This window comes from Halovenus salina (assembly GCF_026410925.1).
GTDB classification, from domain to species: domain Archaea; phylum Halobacteriota; class Halobacteria; order Halobacteriales; family Haloarculaceae; genus Halovenus; species Halovenus salina.
The window spans coordinates 3,182,967-3,195,589 of record NZ_CP112972.1; the positions used below are offsets into that span (position 1 = coordinate 3,182,967).

Genomic DNA, 12,623 nt, shown 5'->3' on the forward strand with positions numbered 1-12,623 from the left:
TCGTACGCATCTCGTAATGACTGATGCGTTCGTCGCCATCGAAGGGGACCGGATAATCGAAGCGCGTGCGCGCTCGCCAGGAACGACACGCGGTGAGCTGGTGTTCACGACTGCCTACACCGGCTACGAGGAGAGTCTCACCGACCCGAGTTACGAGGAGCAGCTGTTGACGTTCTCGTACCCACTCATCGGGAACTACGGCGTCCGCGAGGAGCGTTTCGAGTCCGACAGAGTCCACCCCCGGGGCGTCCTGGCCAGGGAGATGACCGAGGACGTGGCCTCGTGGCTCGACGGCGAGGACGTTCCAGCGGTCGACCACTTGGATACGCGAGATATCGTCACCGAAATCCGTGACGAGGGTGCGATGCGGGCGGGTATCGCGGCCGGACCGGACGCGACACGCGAGGACGCTCTCGAACAACTCGACCAGTGTGAACACATGTCCGACCACACGGAGATTGGTGCACAGGTCTCCGTCGACGGCCCGACCGTTCACAACGAGGCAGGCGACGGTCCTCGCGTGGCACTGGTCGACTGCGGTGCGAAGGGCTCTATCATCGACTCGCTGGTCGAACGTGATGCTACCGTCCACGCGCTCCCCTACGATACCTCCGTCAGCGACATCGAGGCTGTCGACCCGGACCTCCTCTTTATCTCGAACGGGCCGGGCGACCCAGAGAACTTCGAACGGGCAGGCGAAGTGGTCGACTCCCTCGTCGGGGAGGTTCCCCTCGCCGGCATCTGTCTCGGCCAGCAGGTCGTCGCGAATGCGCTGGGCGGGCGCACCGAAAAGATGGAGTTCGGTCACCGCGGCGTCAATCAGCCCGTCCGTGACCTGCGCAGCGGGCGGGTCGTGATGACGACTCAGAACCACGGCTACACCGTTGCCGACCCCGGCGACACGCTGCACGTGACACAGGTGAATGTCAACGACGATACGCCGGAGGGCCTCGACAACGACGACCTCGATATTATCACCCGTCAGTACCACCCCGAAGCGAATCCTGGCCCGCACGACTCACTGTCGTTTTTCGACGATGTCGTCGCGATGGCCGAGGACTGATTGGTATCGGCGCGACCCACGCCACGGATGTCGGTGTTCTAGGTATGCGTTCCGTACCGTCACGACGGTAACGACTCAGCCATCATTTTGAGACGCTGTCTGCGTGGCGTTTCGAGACGCTCGACAGCCGTCTAGTGCCTCTCCCTCGATGCACCTGTGGCTGTGTAGTGTGAAAACGGAAAGGAAAGCACCGTGCGTAAAAAAGCGCACGGTGCTTGCCGCCCTGAATTGGTCCCCGCTGACGCTTCGGCCCTCCAGACGAAGCGTCACTTAATCCTAACCAGGTAGAGGGTAATAAATGTATTGGACCTCTCCTACTTTGTGGTCACATGTACTCCTCTTCGAGCACCCAGCCCAGAGCGCGCTTGTAGTATGTAAACATTTGTCTAACTCCTTCGTGGTTCATCTCCTCGGAGTCGAGTTCTTCGGCCAGGAATTCGTACTGCTCGCGGATTTCTTCCTCGTCTCGCATACGACAGTGTTGGACTCGAACAGCCAAAGCGTTTCGCCGTCCGGAGAAAGTCGTAGATACTATGACACCTGGTCGAAAAGAGGTCGGTATGGAACGAGCACTTGCAGTCGTCGAGCCGAAAGAAGCGACAAAAGAACTAGTTGCCGAAGCCGGGGAACTCGCCAACGCAGTCGGTGCAGAGCTGCTGTTGTTGCACGTCACGACAGAGGAGGAGTTCCAGAACCGACGCTCGACGATAGAGAATGTAGCGGGTCTCGACGCTGGCTACAACGTAGAGAGCGCCCGCTCCGGTGCCGAACAGTTCGCCGAAAAGATCGGGATGGAGGTTCTCGACGATGTCGAGTTCACTGCGATGGGTCGTATCGGTGACCCACAGGATACCATTATGACGGTCGCTGACGAGGAGAATGCCGACCACATCTTCATCCACGGCAAACAGCGGTCGCCGACAGGTAAGGCAGTCTTCGGCGACACCGCACAGGCTATCATCCTCGGCTTCGATGGTCCGGTGACGGTGACGACTGGCGACGACGAGTAATCCGAGAGACCTGTTAGGTCAGGTGAACAGACTCTCCGTTTCGATTCCTTCATACCCTGCCGCGAGAACTACTTCCCAGTGTCACGACGGGAACTGTTCGGGTCGCTCTGTGCGATGGTGTTTTTCGTCAACATCGCACGCCTCATCTTTGCTCCGCTTGTTCAGCCCGCTGCGGCCGATTTCGACGTGACTGCGGCGTCACTCGGAATCGTCACGAGCGCCGCATGGCTCGGCAGCGCATCTCCGCGGCTGCCGACAGGCTACCTGCTGACGCGATTTCCCCGCCACTACATCGCAATCGCCACGGGTGCGTTGCTCGTCTGCACATCACTTTTCACGGCGTTCGCCGGCTCTGTGGCCCACCTGACTGCCGGTGCGTTTCTCATGGGTTTATCGAGTGGCATGTACTACATCTCGGCAAACCCGCTTATTAGCGAACTCTTCCCGGACCGGGTCGGTACCGCACTCGGGGTTCACGGGACCGCTGCACAGGTGGCGGCGGTCGGTGCGCCGCTTTTCGTGAGTGCAATATTGGTTGTCGATAACTGGCAAACGACGTTCCTGTTCATCTCTGCGCTCGCTGGTGTATCGACGGTGGGGCTGATTGTCGCCACGCGCCGAACCGACCTGCCAGATGCCGGCACTGCCGACAGGAGCCTGGCCGTCGCCGGGAGAGCGCAGTGGCGGCTCATCCTCACCGGTGTTGTCTTCGTCGGCGTGGCCGGCTTTCTCTGGAACGGGCTGTTCAATCTCTACGGCGACTATCTGGATGTCGCGAAGGGTATCGACGCTGGAACCGGGCGGCTGTTGCTCTCGCTCATGTTTGCGGCCGGGGTGCCGGCCTTTCTCGTCACGGGACGACTGGCCGACCGGTTCCCGAACGTCCCGCTTATTATCGGGATTATCTCGACGTTCTCGGTTCTGGTGTTCGTCCTCACGCTGGTCGAGGGGCTAGTCGCAGTCGCCATCTTGAGCCTGCTCATCGGCTACGTTATCCACTCGATGTTCCCCGCGATGGACACCTACATGCTGTCTTCGCTGCCGGACGAACACAGAGGGAGTGCCTACGCGCTGTTCTCTGCGACGATGATGCTCATCCAGGCACTCGGCTCCGGGGCTGTCGGAACGGCGGTCACCCGTGGCTTCAGCTACGATACTACGTTCCAGACGCTCTCGGTAGCCGCGGGGGTCGTCATCACCGGGATGGCGCTGTGCTATCGGAGCGGCTATCTCCCAACCGGCGGCGATCCTGGGAGCACCCCAGACGAGGCGGTCGCGGCCGGCGACGACTGACTACTCGAAGTCTTCCTCCCAGCGGAAGACGCCGTCGCGCTGGATGAGTTCGCCGTCGACGCGCAGCTCGGTCCCCTCCGTCCGCATATCCGTGATGAGGTCCGTGTGGACGGCGCTGTCGTTGCCGGACTCTCCCTCCGGGAGGTTCGCGTCGTAGGCGCGACCCAGCGCCAGGTGGACCGTGCCGCCCATCTTCTCGTCGAACAGAATCTGGTCGGTCACGCGGTCGATGCCGCGGTTCATGCCGACGCCGAGTTCGCCGAGCCGTCGTGCACCGTTGTCTGTCTCGATAATCCCGCCGAGGACAGACTCTCCCTGGTCGGCGGAGTAGTCGACGACCTCGCCGTCCTCGAAGGCGAGCCAGGCGTTTCGGAGCTGTGTCCCGCGAATCGTCATCGGGACGTCGAACCGGACCTCCCCCTCCGTCGCCGTCGGTGCGGTGAACACCTCGCCGCTCGGGAGGTTGTGAGAGTCGTAGGCGACGCTCGCGGCGCTGTTGACTGCCGTTCGCCCCGCTATCGACAGCGTCAGATCGGTCTCGTCTCCCGCCTTGTGAATCCGAACTTCGCTCCCGTCGTCGAGAATCTGCTTGAGCTGGGACATCTCCTCGGCCAGTGCCTCCCAGTCCCGGAGGATTGCGTCGTAGACGAAATCACAGTACCCCTCGTAGCTCATTCCCGCCTGCTGGGCCAGCGCGCGGGTCGGGTGGACCGTCGAGACCCAGTCGGTGTCCATCCGGACCTCCCTGCTCTCCTGTCGGCTCTTCCCGTATGCCTGGCGTGTCTCCTCGCTCACGTCGGCGCTGGCGCTCGTGTTCCGGGTGCCACGCAGCGAGAGGACGCTGTCTGCCTTGTCGTACAGCGCCACCTCGATGTCGGAGCCGTCCGAGAAGTCGCCGTCGTGCGCCCGGAGGTAGGCCCGACTCATCTCGGGCGAGGCATAGACCGGGTGGTACTCCGCACCGCGCTCTCCAAGTTTTTCTGCGACAGCAACAGCGAGGTCGTGAGCGCCCTCACCGACACTGACGACGACGGTATCGCCGGACTCGATGCGTGCACTCCAATCGACGAGTGTCTCGGCGTGTTCTCGGATACGTGAATCCATGTCGCGGCGTTGGGACGGCAGTATAAAATGCTTGACTCACCGCAATTAGTACTGTTCAGATAAGAGTGTGCTCTGGTTCTGTGATCCACCGAAAGCCCTCGTACAGTTGCGGTTTCGCGGCTCGCTGCGGTCGGGCAGGTGTTTGTGTCGCCGGGAATCAGAGCTTCCCGAGCCTGCGGCGAAGCCGCGAACGCCGGGGTTCCTGCAACTGCACTCGCCCTTCCAGCCGCCAGGATTTAGATGGCTAATCAGCCGACTCCTGGCGGATTGAAAGGGCGAGCGGGGTTCGAACCCTCCCGGGCGAGCCCCGGAGTGGTCGAACGCCGCGAGGGCTTTCGGTGTCGAAAACATAGCGTCTTATCTAAACACCTCCCCGCGATTTGCGCGAATCTGCCCTGGGAGCGTGCGTGATGTGTAACTCAACCAACCACTGTCCGGTTTCAGTGCTCGACGAACTCGAAGAGGACACCGCCGGTCGACCTCGGGTGGAGAAACGCAACGTCGTGGCCCCACGCACCCTCGCGCGGCGTTTCGTCTATCAGTTCGACACCCATCTCGGCTGCAGTCGCGAGCGACGCCTCGATGTCCGGCGTTGCCACCGCGACGTGGTGAATGCCTGGGCCCTCCCTGTCGAGGTAGCTGGCGATAGCGCCCTCCGGTTCGAGTGGCTCAAGCAACTCGAAATACGTGTCTCCGACGGCGAGGAACTCGACCTGCATGCCGTCGAAGGTTTCGGTGTGTGCAACCTCGGCACCGAACAGCTCCGTGTACAGCGAGGACAGCTCGTCGAGGTCTTCGGTTGCGATGCCGACGTGGTCGAGCGAAGTCCCAGTCATAGTGCGGCCCCCGGCTGGTACTCGCCGAAGACGTCTCGCAAGGTGTGACAGATTTCGCCGGTCGTCGCGTAGGCCTTTACCGCGTCGATGATGTACGGCATCAGGTTCTCCTCGCCGTGGGCGGCGTCTTCCAGCGCCGCCAGCGCGTCTTCGGCAGCCGCGTCGTCGCGCTCTGTTTTGACTGATTCGAGGCGGCCGGCCTGTTTGCGCTGTTCCTCGTCGGAGACCTCCTCGATATCGACGTGTTCCTCCTCTTCGACGGTGAACTCGTTGACGCCGACGATGATTCGTTCGCCGTCCTCGATCTCTTGCTGGCGGTCGAAGGCGGTGTCCTGAATCTGGCGCTGGACCCACTGGTCCTCGATTGCCTTGCGCATCCCGCCGCGGTTGTCGACGCGGTCGAGCAACTCAAAGGCCTCTGATTCGATTTCGTCGGTCAGTGACTCGACGTAGTAACTCCCCGCGAGTGGGTCGATCGTGTCTGCGGCCCCCGACTCGTGGGCGAGAATCTGCTGGGTCCGCAGGGCGGTCCGGACCGACTGTTCGGTGGGAATCGAGAGTGCCTCGTCTTTGCCGTTTGTGTGAAGGCTCTGTGTCCCGCCCAGTACCGCCGCAAGCGCCTGGTACGAGACCCTGACGATGTTGTTCTCGATTTGCTGAGCCGTCAGCGTCGAGCCGGCTGTCTGGGTGTGGAACTTGAGCTGTTTCGATTTGGGGTTGTCGGCCTCGAAGCGTTCTTCCATAATCTTTGCCCACATCCGACGAGCGGCCCGGAACTTGGCGGCCTCCTCGAAGATGTTGTTGTGTGCGTTGAAGAAAAACGAGAGCTGTGGGGCGAATTCGTCGACATCGAGGCCGGCCTCGATTGCCGTCTCGACGTATTCGATACCGTCTCCGAGCGTGAATGCGAGCTCCTGTGCGGCTGTCGAGCCAGCCTCCCGGATGTGATAGCCAGAGATGGAGATGGTGTTGAACTTCGGCGTCTCCTTGGCACAGAACTCGAAGATGTCCGTGATGATTCGCATCGACGGCTCCGGCGGGAAGATGTAGGTGTTCCGGGCGATGTACTCCTTGAGGATGTCGTTCTGGATGGTGCCCCGTAGCTCCGCGCGGTCGACCCCCTGCTGGTCACCGACAGCGATGTACATCGCCAGCAGGACACTCGCCGGCGCGTTGATTGTCATGCTCGTCGACACTTCGTCGAGCGGAATGCCGTCGAAGACTGTCTCCATGTCCCGGAGCGAGTCGATGGCGACTCCGGCTTTTCCGACCTCTCCCGACGCCATGTCGTCGTCGGAGTCGTACCCCATCTGGGTCGGGAGGTCGAAGGCCATCGAGAGCCCGGTTTGGCCCTCGTCTAGCAGGTACTGGAACCGCTCGTTTGTCTCGTCCGCGGTCCCCATCCCCGCGTACTGGCGCATCGTCCAGAGGCGGCCGCGGTACCCCGTCGAGTAGACGCCCCGTGTGTAGGGGTCCTCTCCGGGAAATCCGAGGTCATCATCGTACTCGAAGTCGTCAACATCGGCCGGCGTATAGAGGCGGTCGACGGTCTGACCACCCGTGTCGGTCTCGAAGGTGTCTTTGCGCTCGCCGAACCGGTCGAGGACGGGCTCGACGTGCTCCTCCTCCCACTCCTCGCGGACCGACCGTATCTCCTCGAGTTCGTCGGCGTTAAACATACAAACATTGTCGGCTCCGGCAGACCTTAACAGTTCAGTGTTCAGGCGACCCCAATTCAGCGCCCGGTGTCGTACTTGTAGCTGGCCTCTTCAGGGTCGATACCGAAGTCCTCAGGACCTTCCTCGGGTTCATCGTTCTCGTCGTCCTCTGCACTGGCTTGCTTGAACGCCTCCCGGAGCCGACCAGGCATGTAGAACCGTCGGGTCTCGATACGCATCGGGACCGCTTCTGGGTCGAGGCTCTCCTGTTTTTTCGAGAGTCGCCGCTGGAGCACGGATGGAATCTGTGCTGGCTCTGCGGGGTCGAATCCGAACTGTGCGAGATAGTCGGTCTCGCCGCTGAGCGCGTAGACGACGTCGAAATCCTGGTCGCCCGCCGTCTTCACCAGCCGCTCGATGACGTGTGCGCCGACGCCTTGGCCGCGCCACTCGGGAAGAACCCCGATGCTCGTCAACTCACAGTGTTCGGCCTCGTCGGTCTTGTGGACGCGCACTCGCCCGAATCCGGCGCGCTTGTTCTCGCGCTCGTCCATCGCGATGACGTAATCTCGGGACCGAAACGCCGTCTCGTCTAAGCCCATCGATTCGATGTGGTCGAGTAGCCAGGCCTCGTCGCGGTTTTTCGCGTCCCGTACGTACATGACTTCCATTTTTCACGCCACGTAAAAAGTAGTTGCGAGAACCGGTCTCTGCTCATAGCTCTCGCTATCACCTAACTTTTTGACGGTACTGGTCATCTGTATGAACCGAGATATGACCGAGACACTCGAGGACATCGACGAGGTGGTGTACGAACCGTCTGGGGAGCTACGGGAGCACAGCAATGTCGCTGAGTTCATGGCAAAACACGACATCGAGGACTTCGAGGAGTTCCACCGACGGTCGGTGACCGACGTTGAGGGCGTCGAGGCCTCCGGGCTCGACTGGTTCTGGGACGAGGTCGTCGACCACCTGGGCCTGGAGTTCGATACGCCCTACGAGGCCGTCCGCGACGACTCGGATGGCCCACAGTTCACCGATTGGTACGTTGGCGGCGAACTGAATATCGCTCACAACGTCGTCGACCGCCACGCAGCCGCCGACTCCTCGAATCGAAACAGCGTCGCGACAATCTGGGAGGGCGAAGACGGCGAGGTACGCGAGGTTACGTACCACGAACTCCACCGCCAGGCCAATCAGGTCGCGAACGCGCTCGACGAACGCGGTATCGGCGTCGGTGACACCGTCGGCCTCTACATGCCGATGGTGCCGGAAGTCGCTTCGATACTGTACGGCTGTTTCAAAGTCGGCGCAATCGCGGTGCCTATCTTCTCTGGCTTCGGTGTCGACGCGACGGCGACCAGAATCGCGGACTCTGAGTGTCGGGTTCTGTTCACTGGCGACGGCTTCTACCGGCGGGGCGACGAAATCACGCTCAAGGGGGCCGCTGACGATGCCATCGCCGAGGCCGGCCACGTCGAGCACACCATCGTCTACGAGCGGTTGGGTGCGGACATCCCGTGGGACGACGACCGCGACGAGTGGTGGGCCGACGCTGTCGAGACACAGGATGACGCCTTCGAGACGCGCTCGTTGCCCGCCGACCAGGAGTCGATGCTACTGTACTCCTCGGGGACGACCGGCAAGCCGAAAGGCATTGTCCACACCCACGCCGGCGGGCTGGTCCAGCCCGCAAAGGAAATGTACTTCTCGTTCGACCACCAGCCCTCGGACCGCTTCTTCTGGGTGTCCGACATTGGGTGGATGATGGGGCCATGGACGCTCATCGGCAACCACGCCTTCGGCGGCACCATCTTCATGTACGAGGGCGCGCCGGACCACCCCGAGCCAGACCGGTTCTGGGAGATGATCGACCGCCACGGACTGACTGTCTTTGGTATCTCACCGACCGCGATTCGCGCCCTCCAGAAACACGGCGACGACTGGCTGGAGGGCTACGACCTCTCGACACTCCGCTTGCTCGGCTCGACCGGCGAGCCCTGGGACCCCGAGTCCTGGCACTGGTTCCACGAGAAGGTCGGCAACGGCGACACGCCGATTATGAACATCTCCGGGGGTACCGAGATTTTCGGCTGTTTCCTCCAACCGCTCCCAACGCACTCGCTGAAACCCTGTACGCTCGGTGGACCGGCACTCGGCATGGATATCGACATCGTCAACGCGACCGGCGAGTCGATTGTCGACACCGACGAGCGGGGGTATCTGGTCGCCAAATCCTCCGCACCCTCGATGACGAAATCGCTCTGGAGCGGCGACGAGCGATATCTGGAGGAGTACTGGAGTCGCTTCGGCGACATGTGGGACCACGGCGACTGGGCGCAGAAAGACGAGGACGGTTTCTGGTTCCTGCACGGCCGTTCGGACGACGTACTCAACGTGGCCGGCCGGAAGGTCGGCCCCGCAGAGGTCGAGGGCGCGCTCATCGACCACGCGGCAGTCAACGCCGCCGCCGCTATCGGTGCCGATGACGACACCAAAGGGACCGCTGTGGTCAGTTACGTCATTCTCGAAGACGGTTTCGACGAGAGTGACGACCTCCGCTCTGAACTGCGTTCCCAGGTCGGGGAGGAACTCGGCAAGCCGTTCATGCCCCGCGAAGTCCTCTTCGTCGACGAGTTCCCCAAGACCCAGAGCGGGAAAATCGTCCGGCGGCTCATCCAGTCCGTCTACGAGGGCGAGGAGATGGGTGACCTCTCCAGCATCGAGAATCCGGACGCACTCGATAAGATAGACGACGCGCGGTAACGCCGTCGCGGGGCGGTCCGTTTCGACAGTGGCGAAACGGCCCTCTCTGGATTTTGTCGACACAAAGGGTGTATACTCAATACGGCGGTCGGTGTTGGCCTACGGTTGTAATGAGTGCTCGGTACCGTTGCAAACTGTCCACTGTAGAACCTTCAAGATAGATTTCATATTTGCACTGGTATGCAAGACAGAGGGCGCGAATCTTGTACGACAATCTGATACCTAGGAGGCCAACTGAATCGGTCGGTACATCTGTTTCGAATCGAGAGAATACCCCTCTCGAACTCTGCCTCCACCTGTTCCATGTGTCCGTCCTCATTTTGTTCTGATTTGGATGCTCGGGTCACCTATTGTATCCACTCACGAACGGTTTCGTTCTCTCTTCGATCCTCGAACAGCCACACCATCCTGTCGAAGAACCAGATCTTACCGAGGAACGCAACTGTAAGCCCAGTAATTGTCATCCAGACCTGAAGCTCGTAGAGTCCAAATAGGAACGGACCCATGGCGACCAGTTGCACCGCGTTCAGCGCGTGGGTTTGCCATGCCCACACCGTCGGGATATCATACGAGTCTCGTTCCTTCCAGATTCGCTCCCCGAGGACGCCTTTTGTTGCCCAACTGGTGAACGAGTCTGGCTTGCTGAACAACCGGGGATTCAAAAACGTCCATAGCAGCGTCGCAACGAGTGGGGCGAGAAAATACCGTCCTACCCAAACACGACTCCAGACAGAAATCGCGATCAATACTAACACCGGGAACCGAGAATAGACGCTCTTGGGGTTCGCGTGTCGTAGCCAGCGCTCGCCCTCCAGTCCAAACAGTCGTGCGAGGGATTTCTCTACGTTCATCTTTTGAATCTCAATCGGCCTCTGTCTTGATCGTAACTCAGGTCCGAAAATACAAAAATATTTTTGTTTTGTTGTTCTGAATGGGGTCTGGCCACAGCGAGCGGTCTCGTGGCCCCAGTCGTGGTCTTGGTGCGAATCACGAACTCAACTGTTATACATTCGTGATTCGTATGCTGGCACATGCGTGGGTTCTCCGACGAAGAGCGTGAACGGATTCGTCGAGACCTGCTTGAAGCGGGTCGCTCGCTCTTTCCAAAGTTCGGGCTCCAGAAGACGACAATCTCCGACCTCACTGACGAGGTGGGTATCGGCCGGAGTACGTTTTATCGGTTTTTCGACTCGAAAGAGGACCTGTACTTGGCTGTGCTTGAGGCCGAGGGAGAGAAAGTTAGTCGGCGACTCGCCGAACAGAATCTCGACGACGTGACTGACCCGGAGGAAGTCGTCACACAGTTCCTCCACTTTATCTTCGAAGAGATCGAGACAAATCCCCTCGTCCGACAACTCATCATATCCGGAGAACTTGACCGAGTTCGGAGCCATCGAACCGAAGCGGAGCGCGAGGCCGAGCGACAGGAAGAAATCGAGACGATTCGAGCCTTTCTGGACCCGTTCGTTGAACAGGGGCACTTCTACGAAGACGATCCGGAACTGGTGGCGAGTGCCATCGCTGCAATTCCGTATCTGACTCTCCACAAAGACGACATAGGGACAGAAAGATATCCCAACGTGCGAGATGTGGTGATTGAAACGTTCGCACGCGGCCTCGTGGAAGATTCAGAGTGATCTCATAGTAGAAGAACCATGACCCCAGAGGTATCGTCCTGTGACCGTGATAGTTGAACGGTTATAACGAAGTATTCTACGGGGAACTGAACCAAAGTGGCTATCGATGGTAAACCGTGACTGAGTGCTGAATACCTTCTCTGTGTCTTGCACGGCAGTACTACCAGTTCTTGAATAGATCTGACCGGAAGGCCCAAGATAGGGCGCGTAAATTCAGTAATTAGACCGGCGCATGACCAGTCATGCTGTGTTATTCCAATAGGAGACAGTGCGATAGAGAATGTAGAGGAAGGCATTGAGAAACCCGGTTAGTGCAAAGAGATTGCCAAGCTGATACCAGACTCGTTCAAATGGGAGTCCGAGTTCAGTGATGCCGTATGTAAAAAACGCGGCAATGGCTCCCCATATAATCAGAATTGCTGCGATTCGTGCACCATCGGCGACATACTCTGTTACCGGCTGTGGCTCTGGAATAGTGGACACGCCAGACGCTTCTCAGCCCGTTCGCATAGACTTCTGGAAAGGTAAAAAACCCATTTAATTTATCATATTTAACACGAACACATTGTGAGAGAGATTCTCTATATACAGCAGTCGGGTTGTGACAGGAACAGGGTAGGTGAACTTGACGCTGCTGAATACAGGGCGCATAGTCAGCATTCGAACCAAGCGTGCGTGAACCCGATAGCGGAGCTCAATGCATGGACGCTATTGGCCGGTTAAGACTGGTTTTCACACGAAAGAGCAATGGTCGAGTTCAGTGTAACTCGTCGATTGTTTCCAACAACGCCGAAGGGTTCTGTGATCCGATGACGACTGACTTTGCGTTCTTTCGGTCAATCTTAATGCCACTCCCCCGCGTCGTCATGTATGCCACCGTGTTCGCTGTCCACCTAATTCCAATCCCACCGTAGGTGAGCAATCCGAAGTCCGCGCGTTCGACCCGCTCTATCCGGTCGAATGGTAGCCGCCGAAACGAACGATGAATCGGTGCGAACCGTACGTAAATCCCATCGTCACGCACCTCTGTTATGAGTTTTATAGAGTACAACAACCCCGCAACAGTCAATATAACCAACGCTCCAACCACAGAGCTGAATACGAGTGTTGGAACACTAGCCAGTACGAGAAGTGCCCAAATCCAGGGTTGCCGCATACGTTGAGTCTCGCGGAACAGCGGTTCTTCGGTCATGTAATATGCATCAGTGTATGTATATTTAAATAGGTTCCCAGCATCGCAATACTGTTGAGAATCG

General features: G+C 59.4%; 12 protein-coding genes. 5 read left to right on the forward strand and 7 right to left on the reverse strand.

The features are described 5' to 3' along the window. Nucleotides 1-16 precede the first annotated feature (16 nt). On the forward strand, nucleotides 17-1,063 hold the full coding sequence (gene carA, locus OSC37_RS16060) for a glutamine-hydrolyzing carbamoyl-phosphate synthase small subunit (protein ID WP_267162443.1): 1,047 nt from the start codon (nucleotides 17-19) through the stop codon (nucleotides 1,061-1,063). A gap of 325 nt (nucleotides 1,064-1,388) precedes the next feature. On the opposite strand, the gene OSC37_RS16065 is transcribed toward carA, so the two are convergent. Next, nucleotides 1,389-1,535 (reverse strand): DUF8555 family protein, encoded by a 147-nt coding sequence (locus tag OSC37_RS16065; RefSeq protein ID WP_176765286.1) that lies wholly within the window; start codon nucleotides 1,533-1,535, stop codon nucleotides 1,389-1,391. A gap of 88 nt (nucleotides 1,536-1,623) precedes the next feature. Here OSC37_RS16065 and OSC37_RS16070 point away from each other — a divergent pair, with 88 nt between their 5' ends. Both OSC37_RS16070 and OSC37_RS16075 read left to right on the forward strand, forming a co-directional pair. Then, nucleotides 1,624-2,073, forward strand: a complete 450-nt coding sequence (locus tag OSC37_RS16070) for a universal stress protein (RefSeq protein ID WP_267162444.1) — start codon at nucleotides 1,624-1,626, stop codon at nucleotides 2,071-2,073. Nucleotides 2,074-2,151: 78 nt separating this feature from the next. Then, nucleotides 2,152-3,366, forward strand: a complete 1,215-nt coding sequence (locus OSC37_RS16075) for an MFS transporter (RefSeq protein WP_267162445.1) — start codon at nucleotides 2,152-2,154, stop codon at nucleotides 3,364-3,366. Here the strand turns inward: OSC37_RS16075 and OSC37_RS16080 are convergent, their stop codons facing one another. From OSC37_RS16080 to OSC37_RS16095, 4 genes are all read right to left on the reverse strand, one after another. Then, nucleotides 3,367-4,470, reverse strand: coding sequence for an aminopeptidase (locus OSC37_RS16080; RefSeq protein WP_267162446.1), 1,104 nt, complete (start codon nucleotides 4,468-4,470; stop codon nucleotides 3,367-3,369). Between the two features lie 440 nt (nucleotides 4,471-4,910). Beyond that, complete coding sequence (gene mce, locus OSC37_RS16085; protein ID WP_267162447.1) at nucleotides 4,911-5,306, reverse strand: methylmalonyl-CoA epimerase; 396 nt, start codon at nucleotides 5,304-5,306, stop codon at nucleotides 4,911-4,913. Then, on the reverse strand, nucleotides 5,303-6,985 hold the full coding sequence (locus tag OSC37_RS16090) for an acyl-CoA mutase large subunit family protein (RefSeq protein WP_267162448.1): 1,683 nt from the start codon (nucleotides 6,983-6,985) through the stop codon (nucleotides 5,303-5,305). The genes mce and OSC37_RS16090 overlap by 4 nt, the downstream gene beginning before the upstream one ends. 56 nt (nucleotides 6,986-7,041) lie before the next feature. Continuing rightward, on the reverse strand, nucleotides 7,042-7,626 hold the full coding sequence (locus OSC37_RS16095) for a GNAT family N-acetyltransferase (protein WP_267162449.1): 585 nt from the start codon (nucleotides 7,624-7,626) through the stop codon (nucleotides 7,042-7,044). Between the two features lie 100 nt (nucleotides 7,627-7,726). Between OSC37_RS16095 and OSC37_RS16100 the strand changes: the two genes are divergently transcribed. After that, a complete protein-coding gene (locus OSC37_RS16100; protein ID WP_382186616.1) occupies nucleotides 7,727-9,730 on the forward strand; it encodes an AMP-binding protein in 2,004 nt (667 codons plus the stop codon). A gap of 347 nt (nucleotides 9,731-10,077) precedes the next feature. Here the strand turns inward: OSC37_RS16100 and OSC37_RS16105 are convergent, their stop codons facing one another. Beyond that, a complete protein-coding gene (locus tag OSC37_RS16105; RefSeq protein ID WP_267162451.1) occupies nucleotides 10,078-10,581 on the reverse strand; it encodes a DUF6653 family protein in 504 nt (167 codons plus the stop codon). Between the two features lie 180 nt (nucleotides 10,582-10,761). Here OSC37_RS16105 and OSC37_RS16110 point away from each other — a divergent pair, with 180 nt between their 5' ends. Beyond that, the gene (locus OSC37_RS16110) at nucleotides 10,762-11,367 is read left to right on the forward strand and encodes a TetR/AcrR family transcriptional regulator (protein ID WP_267162452.1); all 606 of its coding nucleotides are present in this window, start codon (nucleotides 10,762-10,764) and stop codon (nucleotides 11,365-11,367) included. A 757-nt stretch (nucleotides 11,368-12,124) separates the two neighbouring features. Here OSC37_RS16110 and OSC37_RS16115 read toward each other — a convergent pair. Beyond that, on the reverse strand, nucleotides 12,125-12,391 hold the full coding sequence (locus OSC37_RS16115; RefSeq protein ID WP_267162453.1) for a hypothetical protein: 267 nt from the start codon (nucleotides 12,389-12,391) through the stop codon (nucleotides 12,125-12,127). Nucleotides 12,392-12,623 lie beyond the last annotated feature (232 nt).